We start from the raw sequence: 19,602 nt of genomic DNA on the forward strand, positions 1-19,602 counted from the left end.
CACCTTTTTCAGGCCGATCGATTAACCGGCGATCTCTGCCATACGTTGCCACAACGAGTAGTAGACGCGCCCGGATTTCTGTTCCCGGTGCAGGCGCCAGTTCTCCGGCAGGCCCAGGGTCGACGGCGCGGACTCGCTTTCGGTGTACACCCAGGCATCTTCGGCCAGCCATTGGCGCTCTTCGAGCAACTTGCAAACGGCGGGCAACAGGTTCTGGTTGAACGGCGGATCGAGGAACACCAGGTCGTAGGCCGTTGCGGTCTGGGTTTCCAGATAGCGCAGGGCATCGGCGGTCTGGACCTGACCGTTGGTGCAACGCAGCGTGCCCAGGTGCTCTTTCAGGCTGGATACCGCAAGGCTGCTGGCATCCAGTGCCTGGCCCATGGCGGCGCCACGGGACAAGGCTTCGAGGAACAGCGCGCCGCTACCGGTAAACGGGTCGAGCACCTTGGCGCCCGGCACGTAAGGTGCGAGCCAGTTGAACAGGGTTTCACGCACACGGTCCGGCGTCGGTCGCAGGCCCGGGGCGTCGGGGAAGCTCAGCTTCCGGCTGCGCCATTCGCCGCCGATGATGCGCAGCTGATTCACGCCGTTATGGACGTTTTTGGCGGGTTTCTTGGGACTGGCCATTAATGCTCCGGAACCCCGAGCGGCTGCTCGGAAGGTTTATCAGTAGGGGCCGGTAACGGCTTTTGCGGCACGGTCGGGCCAGCGCTGACGATGACCATTTTGTCCGTGCTCAGGTGTTTGTTCATGGCGACCTTGACCTGTTCAACGGTCAGGTCCTGGGACTGCTGCATGAAATCTTCCAGGTGGCTCAATGGCAGGTTATAGAAGCCAATGGCGCCCAGTTGCCCGACGATGTCGGCGTTGCTGGCGGTGGACAGCGGGAAGCTGCCGGCCAGTTCTCGCTTGGCGTCGTCGAGTTCTTTTTCGGTCGGGCCGGTTTTAAGGTAGTCGGCGAGCACGTCCTGCACCAGTTTCAGGGTGCCTTCACTCATTTCGGCGCGGGTTTGCAGGTTGATCATGAACGGACCGCGTACCTGCATCGGGGTGAAACCCGAATATACGCCATACGTCAGGCCGCGTTTCTCACGCACTTCGCTCATCAACCGGGTGCCGAAGCCGCCACCGCCGAGGATCTGGTTACCCATGGACAACGCTGCGTAGTCCGGATCGTCACGGTCGATGCCCAGCTGCGCGAGCATCAGGTTAGTCTGCTTGGACGGGAACTCGATATGGCCGACGCTGGCCTTGGGCTCGACGGGTTGCGTGATTTTCGGCAAGGCCGGGCCTTTGGGCAGGGCGCTGGAAACCTGTGCGGCAATCGCCTCGGCTTCTGCGCGGGACAAGTCACCGACCAGCGCGATCACCACGTTACCCGCTGCGTAGGCTTTCTCGTGGAAAGCGCGCAGTTGTGCCACGGTAATTGCCGGTACGGTTGTCGCCGTGCCGTCGCTGGAATGCGCGTACGGGTGGTCGCCGTACACGCGGTTCATCAGCTCCAGGCTGGCCAGTTTGCCGGGGTTCTGTTTCTGGTACTCGAACCCGGCGAGCATCTGGTTCTTGATGCGCGCAAACGAATCGGCAGGAAAGGTCGGCTTGCCGATGACTTCGGCGAACAGCTTCAGGGCCGGCTCGCGTTTGTCGTTGGCGCTGAGGCTGCGAAGCGAGGCGATCGCCATGTCTTTATAGGCGCCATTACCGAAATCGGCCCCCAGGCCTTCGAAGCCCTGGGCGATGGCACCGACATCTTTCCCTGCCACGCCTTCGTTGAGCATGGCGTTGGTCAGCTGCGCCAAGCCTGGTGCGGCGCCGTCCTGGCTGCTGCCGGCGGCAAAGATCAGGCGCATGTCGAACATCGGCAGCTCACGGGCTTCGACGAACAGGACTTTTGCGCCTTCGGCGGTGCTCCAGGTTTGTACGTCGAGTTTGCGGTGGCTCGGCGCCTTGTCGTTGAGTTCAGTCAGCGATTGCAGCTTCTGGCTGGCCTTGGCCTTGTCGAGGGCTTCGCTGGCGCTGGTCTCGCCGGAGCGCGACAGATAAAACGCGGCGGAGCCGATAACGGCAACGGCGATCAGGCCGATCAGGGCCAGACGGGATTTTTTACGCTCACTCATGAGTCGTCTCCAGTGGCAGTACATGGGCGACGCTGAGACGTTCGCGGGTGAAATACAGCTTGGCGGCGTTCTGGATGTCTTGCGGTGTCACGCTTTCCAGATCGGCCAGTTCGGTGTCCATCAGTTTCCATGACAGGCCGACGGTTTCCAGTTGGCCGATGGCGGTGGCCTGGCTGGTGATCGAGTCGCGCTCGTAGACCAGGCCGGCGATGACTTGTGCACGCACGCGCTCCAGCTCTTCAGCGGATGGCGCGGTGGTTTTCAGCTGTTCGAGCAACTTCCACAAACCGGCTTCGGCCTGGGCGACGGTCTTGTGTTTCTGGGTGTTGGGTGTGGCCGACAAAGTGAACAGGCTGTCGCCACGGGTGTAGGCGTCGTAACTCGACGAACCGCCGGACACCAGTTCTTCGCCCCTTTCCAGTTGCGCCGGGATGCGTCCGCTGTAGCCGCCGTCGAGCAGCGCTGAAATCAGTCGCAGGGCATTGACCAGGCGTTTGTCTTCGACGGTGGCAATGCTCGGCACGTTGAAGGCCAGCATCAGGCTTGGCAGTTGGGTCTGCACATGCAGGGTGATCTGGCGTTCGCCGGGCTCGGCCAGCTCCAACGGTTTTTTCGCGGCTGGCACATCGCGCTTGGCAATCGGACCGAAATAACGCTGGGCCAGGGCTTTGACTTCGTCCGGAGTGACATCGCCGACCACCACCAGCGTGGCGTTGTTCGGCACGTACCATGTCTGGTACCAGTGGCGCAGTTCTTCGACTTTCATCCGGTCAAGGTCAGCCATCCAGCCGATGGTCGGCGTGTGATAGCCGCTGGCCGGGTAGGCCATGGCCTTGAAGCGCTCGTAGGCCTTGGACATCGGCTTGTCGTCGGTGCGCAGGCGGCGTTCTTCCTTGATGACTTCGATTTCCTTGGCGAACTCGTCGGCCGGCAGGCGCAGGCTGGCCATGCGGTCGGCTTCCAGTTCGAAGGCTACGCCCAGGCGATCCCGGGCCAGCACCTGGTAGTACGCGGTGAAGTCGTCGCTGGTGAATGCGTTCTCTTCGGCGCCGAGGTCGCGCAGGATCAGCGAGGCTTCGCCGGGGCCGACTTTCTCGCTGCCCTTGAACATCATGTGTTCCAGAGCGTGGGACAGGCCGGTATTACCCGGCGTCTCGTAGCTGGAGCCAACCTTGTACCAGACCTGGGAAACCACCACGGGCGCACGGTGGTCTTCACGCACGACCACCTTCAGACCGTTGTCGAGGGTGAATTCGTGGGTGGGTTGCGGGTCGGCGGCCAGGGCCGAAAGGGGCAGGCAAACTGTGCTGAGCAGCAGGCCTGCAGCGCGGCGGGCTAGAGCATTCATTCGTTTTTAAACCTTTGGGGCTGCCCGCTTGGTCTTAGCGTCAGCGGGCGAGAGGGTGCTAGGATACTGATCCGTTTTAGCGGCGGCCACGCCTATCAGGCACTCATGTTTGATCAGGTTGTATGGGTTTGCGACGGGATGTGGATATTTATCAGCTAAACTCCGCTTTTTCGCCGATTTTGCCGCATCTGTCCCGTGTGAAATCGTTTCCTTGAGGTGGCGTTGTTCACCTCGACAAAATGTTGCGCGTGAACAAGCTGCGTCAATCGCAGTCTGTTCTGCATCGAATTTTTATTTGCCGAGGCGCCATTGGCGCGTCGCTACCGTGAGATAGCCGTCCTCCATGTTTGGTTCCAACGACGACAGAAAGACCCCAGCTGCGGCTGGCGAGAAGAAAAGCCTGTTCGGATGGCTGCGCAAAAAGCCGCAGGAAGCCGTCGTCGAACAGCCACCAGCCATTCCTGAACCCGCGCCGGCCCCGGCCCCGGTAATAGAAGAAGCGCCCGCACCGGTTGTCTTGCCGATCACCGAGCCGGTGCTGCAAGCGCAGGCCGAGCCTGTCAGCGAGATCATCGAACAGCCGCTGACCACCGCTGCCGAACCGTGGCTGACCTTGCCAGTGGCGGAAGAGCCGGTGGCGCTGGTCGAAAATGACCTGGCACCCCACGTGATGCCACCGATTCCGGCGCCGACTGCTTTTGCGCCTGCACCGGTTGAAGCGCCTGTGGTCGAACCGGTCGTTGCACCCGTCGTTATGGCTGAGCCTGAGCCGGTTGTGATCGAGCCAGTAGCGCCGATTGCTCCAGTTGTCCAAGCGTCTGCGCCTGCGCCTGTAGTTGCGCCGGTCATCGCTCCCGTCGAAACTCCGGTCGAACCCGTACGCACTGAAGAAACCAAGGCCGGCTTCTTCGCCCGTCTCAAGCAGGGTCTGTCCAAGACCAGTGCCAGTATTGGTGAAGGCATGGCCAGCCTGTTCCTGGGCAAGAAGGCCATTGATGACGAGCTGCTCGAAGACCTCGAGACTCGCCTGCTGACCGCCGACGTTGGTGTCGAAGCCACGTCGGTGATCATTCAGCGTTTGACGCAGAAGGTCGCGCGCAAAGAGCTGGCCGACTCCGATGCCCTGTACAAATCCCTGCAAGCCGAGCTGGCGGCCATGCTCAAGCCTGTCGAGCAGCCGCTGAAGATCACCTCGCAGAACAAGCCGTTCGTGATTCTGGTGGTCGGCGTCAATGGCGCGGGTAAAACCACCACCATCGGCAAGTTGGCCAAGAAGCTGCAGCTGGAAGGCAAGAAGGTCATGCTGGCTGCCGGCGACACCTTCCGCGCCGCAGCAGTCGAGCAATTGCAGGTATGGGGTGAGCGCAACAAGATCCCGGTGATCGCCCAGCACACCGGCGCCGACTCGGCTTCGGTAATCTTCGACGCCGTGCAGGCCGCCAAGGCCCGTGGCATCGATGTGTTGATCGCCGACACCGCCGGTCGCCTGCACACCAAAGACAACCTGATGGAAGAGCTGAAAAAGGTTCGCCGGGTGATCGGCAAGCTCGATGCCGACGCGCCGCACGAAGTGCTGCTGGTGCTCGATGCCGGCACCGGCCAGAACGCCATCAACCAGGCCAAGCAATTCAACCAGACCGTCGAACTGACCGGCCTGGCGCTGACCAAGCTCGACGGCACCGCGAAAGGCGGGGTGATTTTCGCCCTGGCCAAGCAGTTCGGCCTGCCGATCCGCTACATCGGCGTCGGTGAAGGCATCGACGATTTGCGTACCTTTGAAGCAGAACCCTTTGTCCAGGCATTGTTTGCCGAGCGGGAGCGTTCATGATTCGTTTCGAACAGGTCGGTAAACGCTACCCGAACGGTCACGTCGGCTTGCATGAGCTGAGCTTTCGAGTCCGTCGTGGCGAGTTTCTGTTTGTCACCGGCCATTCCGGCGCCGGTAAAAGCACCTTGTTGCGGCTGTTGCTGGCCATGGAGCGTCCGACCAGCGGCAAGTTGCTGCTCGCCGGGCAAGACCTGAGCACCATCAGCAACGCGCAGATTCCTTTCCTGCGCCGGCAGATCGGCGTGGTGTTCCAGAATCACCAGTTGCTGTTCGATCGCACGGTGTTCAATAACGTCGCGTTGCCTTTGCAGATCCTGGGTCTGTCCAAGGCCGAGATCGCCAAGCGCGTGGACTCGGCACTGGAGCGCGTGGCGCTGTCGGATAAAACCGATCTGTACCCGGGCGACCTGTCCACCGGTCAGCAGCAACGCGTCGGTATCGCCCGCGCCATCGTCCATCGCCCGGCCTTGCTGCTGGCGGACGAACCGACCGGTAACCTCGACCCGCGCCTGGCGGCGGAAATCATGGGTGTGTTCGAGGACATCAATCGCCTGGGCACCAGCGTGCTGATCGCCAGCCACGACCTGGCACTGATCGCGCGCATGCGCCACCGCATGCTGACCTTGCAGCGCGGTCGATTGATCGGCGACGGGGAGGCCGCAGTATGAGCGCGACACGCAGTCCAAAGGTTTCCGAGCGCGTGGCCCCCAAGGCCGCGGATCCGCAACCGGCCAAGAAAAAACACGACGATGATGACGGGCCGGACTTTGCCACGTTGTTCCGTGCCTGGATCGAAAGCCATCGTGCCAGCCTGGTGGACAGCCTGCGCCGCCTGGGCAAGCAGCCCATCGGCAGTTTTTTTACCTGCATGGTGATGGCGGTGGCCCTGAGTTTGCCCATGGGCCTGTCACTTTTGCTAAGTAACGTCGAGCGTCTGGGCGGATCCTGGCAGCGCGCGGCGCAGATTTCCCTGTACCTGGACCTTGAGGCCAAGCCGGCCGAAGGCGAATCGCTGCGCGATCAGATCAAGGGCATGCCTGGCGTGGCCGATGCCGAATATGTTGGCCGGGAGCAGGCGCTGGAAGAGTTCCAGCAACAGTCCGGTTTGGGCGAAGCGCTCAAGGAATTGCCGGAGAACCCGCTGCCGGGCGTGGTGCTGGTGACGCCGAACGAAGTCGACAAGCCGGCCCTTGAAGCATTAAGACAAAAACTATCCGAGCTGCCGAAGGTACAACAGGCGCAACTTGATTTAGTCTGGGTCGAGCGTCTGGCAGCCATCCTCAAGCTGGGTGACCGTTTCGTCTTCGGTCTGACCGTGCTTCTGGTTTCTGCATTACTTTTGGTGATAGGCAATACCATTCGTCTTCATATTGAAAACCGCCGCACAGAGATAGAAGTGATTAAACTGGTCGGCGGCACTGACAGCTATGTACGCAGGCCCTTTCTATATATGGGCGCGCTGTATGGCTTCGGTGCGGGGATTCTGTCTTGGGGCGTACTGGCGTTCGGCCTTGACTGGCTGAACGACGCGGTGGTTGGGCTGGCAGGTTTGTACGGCAGTGATTTTGCGCTGGCTGGAGTGCCAGTTGCCGACGGTCTGTCTCTCTTGCTTGGCGCGGTGCTGTTGGGGTATATCGGTGCATGGATTGCAGTCGCACGCCACCTGAGGGAGCTTGCGCCTAAGTAGTATCATTTTGCTCGTATTGACCTTTCAGCGGTTTTGGGTTTTTGGGAACTTGTCTTTCGGTTTCCGGTCAATTTTCGCAGTGCTGAACTGCACGAGTTTGTAAGTCGGAGGTTTTTTCGTATGACCAATTCTTTGCAACCTGCATATGCTCTGGTCCCGGGTGCGAACCTGGAGGCCTATGTGCACACCGTCAACAGCATTCCATTGCTGTCGCCGGAGCAGGAGCGTGAACTGGCCGAGAGTCTCTATTATGAGCAGGATTTGGGGGCGGCTCGGCAGATGGTGCTCGCCCACCTGCGTTTTGTCGTACATATCGCCCGTAGCTATTCCGGCTACGGCCTGGCTCAGGCTGACCTGATCCAGGAAGGCAACGTTGGCCTGATGAAGGCCGTGAAACGCTTCAACCCGGAAATGGGCGTGCGCCTGGTGTCCTTTGCCGTGCACTGGATCAAGGCGGAAATCCACGAGTTCATCCTGCGCAACTGGCGCATCGTGAAAGTCGCGACCACCAAGGCCCAGCGCAAGTTGTTCTTCAACCTGCGCAGCCAGAAGAAGCGTCTGGCCTGGTTGAATAACGAGGAAGTCCATCGCGTGGCAGAAAGCCTGGGTGTAGAGCCTCGGGAAGTGCGCGAAATGGAAAGCCGCCTGACTGGCCATGACATGGCCTTCGACCCGGCTGCCGAAGCGGACGACGACAGTGCTTTCCAGTCGCCGGCCAACTATCTGGAAGACCACCGGTACGACCCGGCCCGTCAACTGGAAGACGCCGACTGGAGCGACAACTCCAACCACAACCTGCACGAAGCACTGGAAGTGCTGGACGACCGCAGCCGTGACATCCTCTACCAGCGCTGGCTGGCGGAAGAAAAAGCCACGCTGCACGACCTGGCGCAGAAGTACAACGTGTCGGCCGAGCGTATTCGCCAACTCGAGAAGAGTGCGATGAACAAGCTCAAGTTGTCGATCGCTGCTTAACTGGCGACCGGGCAATAAAAAACGCCCCGATCATTGATCGGGGCGTTTTTGTTTGTGTGCGGTTCCGCTCTTGTAGGAGCTGGCTTGCCAGCGAAGGCGGAATGCCTGACACACCGAGTCGTCTGATTCGCTGGCAAGCCAGCTCCTACAAAAGCTTCGTCAGTCCTTCCAGGGCGCCCGGCGCGAGTCGTTCAACTCGACCAGATAGCTGTCCCCGCCCAACTGACTCATCTGCTGCCTGATCCAGCCAGCCCGACGTGAAACGTAGGTAGTCGGATGGCTGGCGCTCCAAACCCGCGGGTTGGGCAGTACGGCGGCGAGCAGGCTCGACTGCTGGCGGCTAAGGCCTTTAGCGCTCACGCCAAAGTGATGCCGGGCCGCGGCTTCGGCGCCAAACACACCGTCATCCCACTCGACACTGTTGAGGTACACCTCAAGAATCCGCTGTTTGGGCCAGAACACTTCGATCAGCCCAGTGAACCAGGCTTCCAGGCCTTTGCGCAGCCAGCTGCGGCCTGACCACAGGAACAGGTTTTTCGAGACTTGCTGGCTTAGAGTGCTGGCGCCACGGATCGAACCACCGCGCTCGTTATGGGCAAACGCTGCCTGAATCGCGCCGATATCGAAGCCCCAGTGCTCCGGGAATTTCTGGTCTTCCCCGGCAATCACCGCGACTTTCAGGTCATCGGAGATCTCGTCCCAGGGTTTCCAGGTGCGTTGCAGGTCAATGGGTTCGCCGTCGAACCAGGATTCGATCTTGCGCTCGACCATCAGCGCCGTCCCCGGTGGCGGCACCACGCGAAAGATCAGCACCAGCAATATGCTGCCACCCATGAACCAGAGCACGGCCTTGGTGAAACGACGGAAATAGATACGCAGCATAGAGATGGCTTGGCCGAACCCGTTGAGCGGGCCATTATACAGACCCTGTTGATCGAGTCTGACTGGAGTTCTGCATGCTGCGTGGCTTTCTGATGCTGGCCGCTTTTTTCGGCTTCACCGGTGTCGGCCTTGGCGCCTTTGCCGCCCATGGCCTGAAAAGCCGCCTGAGCGCCGAGTACCTGGCGATCTTCCATACCGGCGTCACCTATCAACTGGTGCATGCCCTGGCGCTGCTCGGTGTCGCAGCGCTGTCCACGCAAATTCCCGGTCGACTCGCCACTTGGGCCTGCGCATCGTTTGCCATCGGTATCCTGCTGTTCTCCGGCAGCCTGTATGTATTGACGCTGACGGGCATCAGCAAGCTCGGCATCATCACCCCGTTCGGTGGCCTGGCCTTCCTGGTGGGCTGGTTTTGCCTGGGCCTGGCCGCCTGGCGCCTGTAGGAGCGAGCTTGCTCGCGATGGACGTCAACGATAACGCGTGCTGACTGATTTAACGCATTGCCCTGGCGTTTTTCGCGAGCAAGCTCGCTCCTACAAGGTCCAGAACGACGAATGGCTTGGGTCGGCCTGACTGATCGGGCTAGAATGCCTGCCCCTAAAAATGATGGCGGCATCCGGCATGCGCATTCAGTTGAACGGCGAATCCTTTGAACTGCCCGACGGTGAAACCGTTGCGGCCCTGTTGACCCGTCTGGACCTGACCGGACGCCGGGTGGCGGTCGAACTCAATCTGGATATCGTCCCGCGCAGTCAGCATGCAGACACCGCGTTGAACGACGGCGATACCGTCGAAGTGGTGCACGCCATCGGCGGCGGCTAGCAGCCTCGGCCGAGTGGCCACAGAATTCTGCAAGAACCTCACCCCTACAGAGGATTTCCCATGAGCATCGTTCGTAGCGACAAGCCTTTCGTCCTGGCCGGTCGTACTTACCAGTCGCGTTTGCTGGTCGGTACCGGCAAGTACCGTGACATGGAAGAAACCCGCGTGGCCATCGAAGCTTCGGGGGCCGAGATCGTCACCTTCGCTGTGCGCCGCACCAACCTTGGCCAGAACAAGGGCGAGCCGAACCTGCTGGACGTCGTGCCGCCGGAGCGCTACACCCTCCTGCCGAACACCGCCGGTTGCTACGACGCCATCGAAGCCGTGCGTACCTGCCGCCTGGCCCGTGAGCTGCTCGATGGCCACAACCTGGTGAAACTGGAAGTGCTGGCGGACCAGAAAACCCTGTTCCCCAACGTGATCGAAACCCTCAAGGCCGCCGAGTCGCTGGTCAAGGAAGGCTTCGACGTGATGGTCTACACCAGTGACGACCCGATCGTCGCCCGGCAACTGGCGGAAATCGGCTGCATCGCCGTCATGCCACTGGCAGGTTTGATTGGTTCCGGCCTGGGGATCTGCAACCCGTACAACCTGCAGATCATCCTCGAAGAAGCAAAAATCCCGGTACTGGTGGATGCCGGTGTCGGTACCGCTTCCGACGCCACCATCGCCATGGAACTGGGTTGTGATGCCGTGCTGATGAACTCGGCCATCGCTCACGCCCAGCAGCCGGTCATGATGGCTGAAGCCATGAAACATGCGATCGTCGCAGGCCGCCTGGCTTACCTCGCCGGCCGTATGCCGAAAAAACTCTATGCCAGCGCCTCTTCGCCGCTGGATGGTCTGATCAAGTAAGAGCCATTGATGACTGAATCGAACGACACGCCTATCCAGACGGAAGAAGGCGACGAGCGCCAACACCGCCGCATCAAGAGTTTCGTGATGCGCGCCGGGCGCATGACCGAAGGCCAGCAACGCGGCCTGGAGCAGGGCGCGCCGCTGTACGTGCTGCCACTGGCCGATGCGCCGGTGGACTTCGACCAGGTGTTCGGTCGCTCGGCACCGCGCTCGCTGGAAATCGGTTTCGGCATGGGCCATTCGCTGCTGGAAATGGCAGCGGCTTCGCCGGATCAGGATTTCATCGGCGTCGAGGTTCACCGTCCGGGTGTCGGGGCGCTGCTCAATGGCGTGCTGACCCAGGGTTTGACCAACCTGCGAGTCTACGATTGCGATGCCATCGAAGTGCTCAACCGCTGCGTGGCCGATAACAGCCTCGATCGCCTGATGCTGTTTTTCCCGGACCCGTGGCACAAGAGCCGTCATCACAAGCGTCGCATCGTTCAGGCGTCCTTCGCTGAGCTGGTGCGCAGCAAGTTGAAGGTCGGCGGCATTCTGCACATGGCCACCGACTGGGAGCCGTACGCCGAATACATGCTGGAAGTGATGAATGTTGCGCCGGGTTACCGCAACCTCGCCGAAGACGGCAAGTGCGTACCGCGCCCGGCCGAACGGCCGATCACCAAGTTCGAGCGCCGTGGCGAACGTCTTGGGCATGGTGTGTGGGATTTGAAGTTCGAAAAACTGGCTTAAGACTTACACAGTAAAAAATGTGGGAGCGGGCTTGCTCGCGAAGGCGTCGTGTCAGTCGACATTAATGTTGTCTGATACACCGCATTCGCGAGCAAGCCCGCTCCCACAGTTGTTTCGTGTGTGTCGCAGGATCAGCGGCGGTCGGCGACCACGCCAATCAACACCAACACCACCAACAACACCGGCGCCAGGCTGTAGTTGTTGAACTGGCTCAAGCCGCGCACGACCCATGGCGTGGCGTAGATCAGTGCCGCGCCGCTGCCGATCATGCACAGCAGGGACATCAGCGGCACGCGCAAGGCGCCGGCGATGCTGCCCAGACGTTGCTCGACCCAGCCTTTGAAATCCGCACCAAACAGCACCAGCAGGCAGCCCACCAGGGCCAGGGCGATTTCCGAGAGGTTACTGCGACTCCAGCGGGATACTGTGGCCAGCAGGTCGAGTATCAGATCCATTCGATTTCCTTATGTCAGAAAAGTCTGCAGCAAGTCATTGAGAAAGAGTTGTCCGCGCTCGGTGGCTGCCAGGCGTGACGGTTCGACCTGCAACAATCCGCTTTGTTCGGCTTCGCGGCGACCTTCGGCGAGGCTATCCAGGCTAAGCCCGGTACGCTCCGGATACAGCCGCGATTCGACACCTTCGGTCAGGCGTAGCGCATTCATCAGGAACTCGAACGGCAGTTCTTCGTTGGTCAGCGCTTTCTCGCCGGCCTGGAAGCTTTTCGCCGGATTCAGGTAATCCTTCGGCAAGCGGGTTTTCCAGGTGCGAACAATGCGCCCGTCCGGGTGACTGAGCTTGCCGTGGGCACCGGCGCCGATGCCAATGAAGTCGCCAAAACTCCAGTAATTGAGGTTGTGTCGCGCCGGACGACCGGGCAGGGCATAGGCCGAGACTTCGTACTGGGCGTAACCGTGTTCGGCCAGCAGCGCTTGCCCGGCTTCCTGGATGTCCCACAACGTGTCGTCTTCCGGCAGCGTCGGCGGCTGGTTCCAGAACACCGTGTTCGGTTCCAGAGTCAGTTGATACCACGACAGGTGTGTCGGTTTCAGGGCGATGGCTGTGCGCAGGTCGGCCAGGGCATCGTCCAGGGACTGATTCGGCAAGCCATGCATCAAGTCCAGGTTGAAGTTATCGAACCCGGCCTGCCGCGCCATGCCGGCAGCGCGTACAGCTTCGTCGCCGTTGTGGATGCGGCCCAAAGCCTGGAGTTTTTCTTGCTGAAAACTCTGGATGCCGATCGACAGGCGATTGATGCCCAGTTTCCGGTACGCCACGAACTTGTCTTGCTCGAATGTCCCCGGATTGGCTTCCAGTGTGATTTCGATGTCGCTGGCAAACGGGATGCGCTGTTCGACGCCTTTGAGCAAGCGACCCAGCGAATCAGCACTGAACAGGCTTGGCGTACCGCCACCAAAGAAGATCGAGCTCAGCTCACGACCATAGACGGCGTGCAGGTCCTGGTCGAGGTCGGCCAGCAACGCGTCGACATACTCTTCTTCCGGCAGCACCGGGCTGGCGGTGTGGGAGTTGAAGTCGCAATAAGGGCATTTGCGCACACACCACGGGATGTGGATGTACAGCGCCAGGGGCGGCAACACAGGCAATGCCGCCCGGGGCGATGAAGCATCGCCGCCGAAGATCAGCGGCGACGCGGATGATTCACGGGTCATTTCAAGCCCAGACGCTGGCGCAGCAGATCCATTGCACGGGCGCGGTGGCTGATCTGGTTTTTGTCGCCCGGGCTCAGCTCGGCGCTGGAGCAATCGCGCTCCGGCACCCAGAATAGCGGGTCGTAGCCAAAACCGTGTTCGCCGCTGGCCTGGGTCAGGATTCGCCCGTGCCACAAACCTTCGCAGAGGATCGGCAATGGATCATCGGCGTGGCGCACCAATGCCAGCACGCACACGAACTGCGCTCCACGCTCGGCTTCAGGGACGTCTTTCAACACGTCGAGCAGCTTGGCGTTGTTCGCTGCATCGCCCTTGCCGTCGGCATAGCGCGCCGAATAAATGCCGGGTGCACCGCCAAGGAAATCCACCGCCAGCCCGGAATCGTCGGCCAGCGCTGGCAGGCCGGAAATGCGCGCGGCATTGCGGGCCTTGAGAATGGCGTTCTCGACGAACGACAAACCGGTTTCTTCGGGCTCGACGCTGCTGAACTCGCCGATCGAGCGCAGATGCACTGATTCGCCGAGCATGGCCTGGAGTTCCTTGAGTTTGCCGGCGTTATGGCTGGCCAATACGAGTTGCGTGAAGTTGATCATTGGCCGGGGAAGAGCTCTTGGTTGAAATTGATGGTGTTGATTTTGTCACCGGTCTGCACCTTGATGTCGAAGGTGCGGACTTCCTGCTGTGGTACCGGGTATTGGGCGATGTAGTAGATCGCTCCTTGCTCGGTGACTTGTTTGAAGTTCAGTGTGTAGCTCTGGCTGGTCAGGTCTTTGACGGTACCGCTGACCTCGGCCATCATCGGCGTGCCGGCCTTGATCACCGTAATGTTGATCACGCCCTGATCCTTGCTGCGAGTCAGTTGGGCTGCCTTGGCAACGTCCGGTAGCAGGTAGGTGGAGTTGAAGGTGTTGTAGTGCACTGTCACGTCGCCGAAGGTTTCCTTGCGTTCGCTCTTGATGGCGTCGGCGGCCATGGCGGTGACGCTCAGGCAGGCAGTGAGTAGAAACAATGCTAGACGACCCATGATCGTTCTCCTTGAAATAGGGTGGATCAGACTGCGACCTTGTGGTCGGAAAGTCCCGGACTGCTGACGCGGTAGATTCCGATCTCACCTAACAGATTAGGCCATAGCTTACTGGCCCACCCGTGCCGATGCTGTTGATCCACGGCAAGCCGATCAATGACCTTCGCTTCACGTTCGCGACACAAGGCTTCAAAGTCCGCGAAGGTGCAGAAGTGAATGTTCGGCGTGTTGTACCAGGTGTACGGCAGGAACTCGGAAACCGGCATCCGGCCCTTGCTCGCCAGGTACCAGCGGCAGCGCCAGTGACCGAAGTTGGGGAAGGTGATGATGCACTGGCGACCGACACGCAGCATTTCGTCGAGGATTTTGTCCGGGTAGTGCACCGCTTGCAGCGCCTGGGTCATGACCACGATGTCGAAACTGTTACTGGCAAAGTTGCCCAGGCCCTTGTCCAGGTCCTGTTCGATGACGTTGATGCCCTTGGCCACGCACTCGGCGATGTTGTTGGCGTCGTTTTCCAGGCCATAGCCGGTGACTTGCTTGTTGTCGCGCAGCCAGGTCAGCAGTTCGCCATCGCCGCACCCGAGGTCGAGCACGCGGCTGCCGGCGGGGATCCATTCCTGGATGATTTCCAGATCAGCTCTCATGGCTTTCTCACAACGTAATGCGGTTCATGTAATTGCCGAATGCCTGCAGGTAGCGCGGGATCGGAATCAGGAAGGCGTCGTGGCCTTGCGGTGCGTCGATCTCGAGGTAGCAGACGTCCTTGCGCGCGGCCATCAGCGCGTCCACCAGTTCCCGCGAGCGGGCAGGGGAGAAGCGCCAGTCGGTGGTGAACGACATCACGCAGAACTTGGCTTTGGCACCTTCAAAGGTTTTCGCCAGGTTATCGTCGAAATTCGCCGCCGGATCGAAGTAATCGAGCGCTTTGGTCATCAACAGATACGTATTGGCATCGAAGCGCCCGGAGAACTCTTCGCCCTGATAGCGCAGGTAGCTTTCAACCTGGAACTCGACGCTGTGGAAGTCGTAGTTGAGCTTTTCGCTCTTCAGCCCGCGGCCGAATTTCTCGCCCATGGAGTCGTCGGACAGGTAAGTGATGTGCCCGACCATCCGCGCCAGCATCAGGCCGCGCTTGGGGATCACGCCCTGTTCCTGGAACGAACCGCCGTGGAATTCCGGGTCGGTGAGGATCGCCTGGCGCGCCACTTCGTTGAACGCGATGTTCTGTGCCGACAGCTTGGGCGCCGAAGCGATGGCCAGGCAGTGACGGATGCGGTCAGGGTAGGTGATGCTCCATTGCATCGCCTGCATGCCGCCGAGGCTGCCGCCGATCACGGCCGCGAACTGGGTGATGCCGAGGCGATCGGCCAGGCGCGCCTGACTGTGCACCCAATCTTCGACGGTCAAGACCGGGAAGTCGGCGCCGAACGGCTTGCCAGTGTCCGGGTTGATACTGCTCGGGCCGGTGGAACCGTTGCAACCGCCGAGGTTGTTCAGGCTGACCACAAAGAACTTGTTGGTATCGATCGGCTTGCCCGGGCCGATGCAACTGTCCCACCAACCGGGTTTGCGGTCGTCGGCGCTGTGGTAGCCGGCGGCGTGGTGGTGCCCGGACAAGGCGTGGCAGATCAGCACGGCGTTGCTCGCCGCGGCGTTCAAGGTGCCGTAGGTTTCGTAAATCAGGTCATAGGCCGGGAGCGAACGTCCACAGGCCAAAGCCAGCGGCTCGCTGAAGTGCGCCACTTGCGGCGTCACCAGACCAACAGAATCGGGGGGAAAGGCAGCTGGCATCGACCCTGCTCTCATTGAAATGAGGCGTAAGTCTAAAGACCGCTGGGGTTAGCGGCAAGCAAAGGCCGGGCCTGATTTTTCCCCGATGTACCTGTGGCGAGGGAGCTTGCTCCCGTTGGGCCGCGAAGCGGCCCTGAAAGCTGATACCCGGGGCAGTCAGGGATCTTGCGGCGACTTGTCTGGGGTCGCTTCGCGGCCCAGCGGGAGCAAGCTCCCTCGCCACATTGAGGTCAGGCCGGGCGCACCAGATCAGGCAAATCCGGCAACTTCTTCGGCGAACGAATTCGCACCCGTTTCTGCCGATTCAACTCGCCACTGATCAAACTGACCTGGCTCTTGGACACGCCAAAGGCCTTGGCCAGAAACGCCATCAGATACGCGTTGGCCTTGCCTTCGACCGGCGGTGCGGTCAGGCGAATCTTCAGGCGATCACCGTGCAACCCGGCGAAGTCATCGCTACGGGCTGCCGGTTGCAGGTGACACTCCAGAATCAGGTCGTCACCGTCCCAGCGAAACCAGCTCACCGGGTCAGATCAACACACGGAGGATTTCCGGCATCATGGTCATGGCTGCCAGGTTGTTGATCACCAACATGTCGATCAGCTTGAGCGCCATGAAGGCCAGGATCGGCGAGATGTCCAGACCGCCCAGGTTCGGCAGGATCTTGCGGAACGGCGCCAGGGCCGGTTCGCAGATGTCGTTCACCAGTTCGGCGCCCGGGTTATGGCTGCCCGGGGCGACCCAGGACAGGATCACGCTGATGATCAGGGCGAAGAAGAAAATCTTCAGGAACAGCGCGGTCACGCCGATGATCGACCAGATCAGCAGTTGCAGCGGGTTGCCGGTGGTGCCGTAGGTCAGCAGCAGGGTCAGGGCCATCAGCGCCAGTTGCACCAGGATCGCCAGCACCAGCGAGGACATGTCCAGGCCAAACACGCTCGGGATAATCCGGCGCAGTGGCTTGAGCAGCGGCTGGGTGGCCTTCACGGCGAACTGGCAGAGCGGGTTGTAGAAATTCGCCCGCACCAGTTGCAGCACGAAGCGCATCAGCACGATCAGCAGGTACAGGCTGCCGAGGGTTTGCAGCACGTAGACCGCTGCGGTGTTCAAACCAATCATGAAAAGCTCCTTATTGACCCAGTTGTTCGGCCATCTCGGCCGAGCGATGCGCGGCAGCGCCGAGTGCTGTTTCTACCAGCGCTTCGAAGCCGCCGGCCTGGAACGACTTGATTGCAGCTTCTGTAGTGCCCGCAGGCGAGGTGACACGGCGGCGCAACTCGGCGGCATCCACGTCGCTGGAGACCGCCATGTGAGCGGCACCCAGCGCGGTTTGCAGAGTCAGTTGCGCGGCGATGTCCGCAGGCAAGCCGAGTTTCACGCCGGCGGCGGTCATGGCCTCGATCAGCAGGAAGAAGTACGCGGGGCCGGAGCCGGAAACGGCGGTGACCGCATCCAGTTGCTGCTCTTCGTTCAGCCACAGAGCGATGCCGACTGCGGACAGCAGATCCTGGGCTTGCTGACGCTGTTCTGCGGTCACTTCGGCGGTAGCGAACAGTCCACTCACGCCCTGGCGCAGCAGCGCCGGGGTATTGGGCATGCAGCGCACGATCGGCTGGGCGCCGAGCCAGTTGTTCATGCTGGCGCAGGTGATGCCCGCGGCAATCGAAACCACCAGTTGATTGGGCTTGAGGCTTGGGCGGATGGCTTCGCACACGGTTTTCATCGCCTGCGGCTTGACCGCCAGCACGACCACGTCGGCACCTTCGATGGCCTGGGCGTTGTCGGCGAAGGTTTCGATGCCGTGTTCAGCGCTCACGCGGGCGCGGGTTTCTTCGCCCGGGTCGCTGGCGCGGATCTGCGCCGCTTCCAGACCCTTGGCCCGCAGGCCGCCGATCAGACTGGCTGCCATGTTGCCGGCACCGATAAAGGCAATACGCGTCTTGCTCATGTCAGGTCCTTATAAAGAGAGGTGTCAGCCATTTTCAAGGCTGGCTGTAGTCGCGAGCGCCAAACAGGGCCGTACCGATACGGACCCAGGTGGCACCTTGGGCGATGGCCGATTCGAGATCGTGGCTCATGCCCATGGAAAGTGTGTCGAGTGGCAGGTTCAGGCTGGCTTGCAGGCTTTGTACGGCAGCAAACGCAGCATCCTGAGCGGCGCGATCTTCAGTCGGCTCAGGGATAGCCATCAACCCGCGCAACTTCAGACGCGGCAAAGCGCTGATGGCACTGGCCAGGGCCGGCAGGTCAGCCGGGGTGCAGCCGGATTTGCTGGTTTCACCGCTGACGTTGACCTGAATGCAGATGTTCAGGGGCGGCAAACCGGCGGGACGTTGTTCGGACAGGCGTTGTGCGATTTTCAGACGATCCACGGAATGCACCCAGTCGAAGTGCTCGGCGATTGCGCGAGTCTTGTTCGATTGAATGGGGCCGATGAAGTGCCAGATCAAGGGCAGGTCGGCCAATTCGAGCTGCTTGCCCAGCGCTTCCTGCAGGTAGTTCTCGCCAAAGTCGCGCAGGCCGGCGGCGTAGGCTTCACGCAGGTCTTGTGCGGGTTTGGTCTTGCTCACGGCCAGCAGTTGGACGCTGTTTTCGGCGCGGTTGGCGGCGAGTGTTGCGGCATGTATGCGCGAACTAACTTCGAGAATGTTGTCTGCTATGGTGGACATCAAGAGGCGCCAGCGGTCTGAAGGTTCGCGGCATTCTACTGGAATTGAGAGGCGCTATGGATATCACCGAACTGCTGGCATTCAGCGCCAAACAGGGGGCATCCGACCTGCATTTGTCCGCCGGTCTGCCGCCGATGATTCGGGTGGATGGCGATGTGCGGCGCATCAGCTTGCCGGCTCTGGACCACAAGCAGGTGCAGGCGTTGATCTACGCCATCATGAATGACACCCAGCGGGGGGACTTCGAGAAGCACCTGGAAACCGATTTTTCCTTTGATGTGCCCGGTGTCGCGCGTTTTCGGGTCAATGCGTTCAATCAGAACCGTGGCGCGGGTGCCGTGTTTCGCACCATCCCGTCGAAAGTGCAGAGCATGGACGAACTGGGCATGGGAGAAGTGTTTCGCAAAATGACCGACGCTCCCCGCGGCCTGGTGCTGGTGACCGGCCCGACTGGTTCCGGCAAATCCACCACGCTGGCGGCGATGATCGATTACCTGAACGCTCATCGCCATCACCACATCCTCACCATCGAAGACCCCATCGAGTTCGTCCACGAGTCGCGTAAATGCCTGATCAACCAGCGTGAAGTCCACCGCGATACCCGCAGCTTCGCCACGGCCCTGCGCTCGGCGCTACGGGAAGACCCTGACGTGATTCTGGTGGGCGAGATGCGTGACCTGGAGACCATTCGCCTGGCGTTGACCGCCGCCGAAACCGGCCATCTGGTGTTTGGCACGCTGCACACCACCTCGGCAGCGAAAACCATCGACCGTGTGGTGGATGTGTTTCCGGGGGATGAGAAGGCGATGGTGCGCTCGATGCTCTCCGAGTCGCTGCTGGCGGTGGTGTCCCAGACGCTGGTGAAGAAGGTCGGTGGCGGGCGCATCGCGGCCCACGAAATCATGCTGGGGACGTCGGCGATCCGCAACCTGATCCGCGAAGACAAGGTGGCGCAGATGTACTCGGCGATACAGACGGGAGGGGCGTTGGGCATGCAGACGCTGGATATGTGCTTGAAGGACCTGGTGACCAAGGGATTGATCAGTCGTGATCATGCACAGGAGAAAGCGCGGTCGCCGGATGGTTTTTGAGGAGGATGTGTGGTGCTTTCAAGGGCCTCTTCGCGAGCAAGCCCGCTCCCACAGGGAATGCATTCCAAAGTGGGAGCGGGCTTGCTCCTTTCTCTTATACAC

The 19,602-nt window shown here is 60.9% G+C and carries 23 protein-coding genes; 9 read left to right on the forward strand and 14 right to left on the reverse strand.

Translation table 11 applies throughout. The features are described 5' to 3' along the window. Positions 1-21: 21 nt before the first annotated feature. From rsmD to AC07XF_RS15090, 3 genes are read right to left on the reverse strand one after another with little or no spacing between them, the layout of a single operon-like run. The gene (gene rsmD, locus AC07XF_RS15080) at positions 22-630 is read right to left on the reverse strand and encodes a 16S rRNA (guanine(966)-N(2))-methyltransferase RsmD (RefSeq protein WP_495027115.1); all 609 of its coding nucleotides are present in this window, start codon (positions 628-630) and stop codon (positions 22-24) included. Beyond that, the gene (locus tag AC07XF_RS15085; protein WP_495027116.1) at positions 630-2,120 is read right to left on the reverse strand and encodes a M16 family metallopeptidase; all 1,491 of its coding nucleotides are present in this window, start codon (positions 2,118-2,120) and stop codon (positions 630-632) included. Before AC07XF_RS15085 ends, rsmD begins: the two co-directional genes overlap by 1 nt. Beyond that, positions 2,113-3,468 carry a M16 family metallopeptidase gene (locus AC07XF_RS15090; RefSeq protein WP_495027117.1) on the reverse strand — a complete coding sequence of 452 codons (1,356 nt, stop codon included), beginning with the start codon at positions 3,466-3,468 and terminating at the stop codon, positions 2,113-2,115. Before AC07XF_RS15090 ends, AC07XF_RS15085 begins: the two co-directional genes overlap by 8 nt. A gap of 343 nt (positions 3,469-3,811) precedes the next feature. Between AC07XF_RS15090 and ftsY the strand changes: the two genes are divergently transcribed. The 4 genes from ftsY (at position 3,812) to rpoH (ending at position 7,958) form a co-directional block, all read left to right on the forward strand. After that, positions 3,812-5,296 carry a signal recognition particle-docking protein FtsY gene (gene ftsY, locus AC07XF_RS15095; protein WP_495027118.1) on the forward strand — a complete coding sequence of 495 codons (1,485 nt, stop codon included), beginning with the start codon at positions 3,812-3,814 and terminating at the stop codon, positions 5,294-5,296. Further along, entirely contained in the window at positions 5,293-5,964 is a 672-nt protein-coding gene (gene ftsE, locus AC07XF_RS15100) for a cell division ATP-binding protein FtsE (protein ID WP_007975383.1), read from the forward strand. Before ftsY ends, ftsE begins: the two co-directional genes overlap by 4 nt. Next, positions 5,961-6,983: a permease-like cell division protein FtsX gene (gene ftsX, locus AC07XF_RS15105; protein WP_495027119.1), complete on the forward strand. Its 1,023-nt coding sequence runs from the start codon at positions 5,961-5,963 to the stop codon at positions 6,981-6,983. Before ftsE ends, ftsX begins: the two co-directional genes overlap by 4 nt. Before the next feature lie 120 nt (positions 6,984-7,103). Further along, positions 7,104-7,958: an RNA polymerase sigma factor RpoH gene (rpoH, locus tag AC07XF_RS15110; RefSeq protein WP_007975386.1), complete on the forward strand. Its 855-nt coding sequence runs from the start codon at positions 7,104-7,106 to the stop codon at positions 7,956-7,958. 159 nt (positions 7,959-8,117) lie between these two features. Here rpoH and mtgA read toward each other — a convergent pair whose 3' ends face one another. Then, positions 8,118-8,840: a monofunctional biosynthetic peptidoglycan transglycosylase gene (gene mtgA, locus AC07XF_RS15115; RefSeq protein ID WP_495027120.1), complete on the reverse strand. Its 723-nt coding sequence runs from the start codon at positions 8,838-8,840 to the stop codon at positions 8,118-8,120. A gap of 74 nt (positions 8,841-8,914) precedes the next feature. Between mtgA and AC07XF_RS15120 the strand changes: the two genes are divergently transcribed. The 4 genes from AC07XF_RS15120 to trmB all read left to right on the forward strand — a co-directional run bounded on the left by AC07XF_RS15120 (position 8,915) and on the right by trmB (position 11,252). Next, a complete protein-coding gene (locus AC07XF_RS15120; RefSeq protein WP_495027121.1) occupies positions 8,915-9,283 on the forward strand; it encodes a DUF423 domain-containing protein in 369 nt (122 codons plus the stop codon). A gap of 178 nt (positions 9,284-9,461) precedes the next feature. Further along, positions 9,462-9,662: a sulfur carrier protein ThiS gene (gene thiS, locus AC07XF_RS15125; RefSeq protein ID WP_162130672.1), complete on the forward strand. Its 201-nt coding sequence runs from the start codon at positions 9,462-9,464 to the stop codon at positions 9,660-9,662. 60 nt (positions 9,663-9,722) lie between these two features. Continuing rightward, on the forward strand, positions 9,723-10,517 hold the full coding sequence (locus AC07XF_RS15130) for a thiazole synthase (RefSeq protein ID WP_495027122.1): 795 nt from the start codon (positions 9,723-9,725) through the stop codon (positions 10,515-10,517). Between the two features lie 9 nt (positions 10,518-10,526). After that, positions 10,527-11,252, forward strand: a complete 726-nt coding sequence (gene trmB / locus AC07XF_RS15135; protein WP_007995461.1) for a tRNA (guanosine(46)-N7)-methyltransferase TrmB — start codon at positions 10,527-10,529, stop codon at positions 11,250-11,252. A gap of 131 nt (positions 11,253-11,383) precedes the next feature. On the opposite strand, the gene AC07XF_RS15140 is transcribed toward trmB, so the two are convergent. The 10 genes from AC07XF_RS15140 to AC07XF_RS15185 form a co-directional block, all read right to left on the reverse strand. Beyond that, positions 11,384-11,707, reverse strand: a complete 324-nt coding sequence (locus AC07XF_RS15140) for a DUF3392 domain-containing protein (protein WP_008019970.1) — start codon at positions 11,705-11,707, stop codon at positions 11,384-11,386. A gap of 9 nt (positions 11,708-11,716) precedes the next feature. Beyond that, the gene (gene hemW / locus AC07XF_RS15145) at positions 11,717-12,922 is read right to left on the reverse strand and encodes a radical SAM family heme chaperone HemW (RefSeq protein ID WP_495027123.1); all 1,206 of its coding nucleotides are present in this window, start codon (positions 12,920-12,922) and stop codon (positions 11,717-11,719) included. After that, on the reverse strand, positions 12,919-13,515 hold the full coding sequence (gene rdgB / locus AC07XF_RS15150) for an RdgB/HAM1 family non-canonical purine NTP pyrophosphatase (protein WP_007987823.1): 597 nt from the start codon (positions 13,513-13,515) through the stop codon (positions 12,919-12,921). The genes hemW and rdgB overlap by 4 nt, the downstream gene beginning before the upstream one ends. After that, positions 13,512-13,946: a DUF4426 domain-containing protein gene (locus AC07XF_RS15155; protein ID WP_495027124.1), complete on the reverse strand. Its 435-nt coding sequence runs from the start codon at positions 13,944-13,946 to the stop codon at positions 13,512-13,514. Before AC07XF_RS15155 ends, rdgB begins: the two co-directional genes overlap by 4 nt. 26 nt (positions 13,947-13,972) lie before the next feature. Next, a complete protein-coding gene (metW, locus tag AC07XF_RS15160; RefSeq protein ID WP_495027125.1) occupies positions 13,973-14,593 on the reverse strand; it encodes a methionine biosynthesis protein MetW in 621 nt (206 codons plus the stop codon). 7 nt (positions 14,594-14,600) lie between these two features. Further along, positions 14,601-15,740 (reverse strand): homoserine O-succinyltransferase MetX, encoded by a 1,140-nt coding sequence (metX, locus tag AC07XF_RS15165; RefSeq protein ID WP_495027126.1) that lies wholly within the window; start codon positions 15,738-15,740, stop codon positions 14,601-14,603. A gap of 230 nt (positions 15,741-15,970) precedes the next feature. Then, complete coding sequence (locus AC07XF_RS15170) at positions 15,971-16,264, reverse strand: DUF167 domain-containing protein (RefSeq protein ID WP_495027127.1); 294 nt, start codon at positions 16,262-16,264, stop codon at positions 15,971-15,973. Positions 16,265-16,268: 4 nt separating this feature from the next. After that, complete coding sequence (locus AC07XF_RS15175; RefSeq protein ID WP_495027128.1) at positions 16,269-16,859, reverse strand: YggT family protein; 591 nt, start codon at positions 16,857-16,859, stop codon at positions 16,269-16,271. Positions 16,860-16,869: 10 nt separating this feature from the next. Continuing rightward, complete coding sequence (proC, locus tag AC07XF_RS15180) at positions 16,870-17,688, reverse strand: pyrroline-5-carboxylate reductase (protein WP_495027129.1); 819 nt, start codon at positions 17,686-17,688, stop codon at positions 16,870-16,872. Positions 17,689-17,722: 34 nt separating this feature from the next. Continuing rightward, on the reverse strand, positions 17,723-18,409 hold the full coding sequence (locus AC07XF_RS15185) for a YggS family pyridoxal phosphate-dependent enzyme (RefSeq protein ID WP_495027130.1): 687 nt from the start codon (positions 18,407-18,409) through the stop codon (positions 17,723-17,725). Between the two features lie 56 nt (positions 18,410-18,465). Between AC07XF_RS15185 and AC07XF_RS15190 the strand changes: the two genes are divergently transcribed. After that, entirely contained in the window at positions 18,466-19,500 is a 1,035-nt protein-coding gene (locus AC07XF_RS15190) for a type IV pilus twitching motility protein PilT (protein ID WP_495027131.1), read from the forward strand. Positions 19,501-19,602: the final 102 nt, after the last annotated feature.

Source organism: Pseudomonas sp. GW821-FHT01C01, from assembly GCF_059422645.1.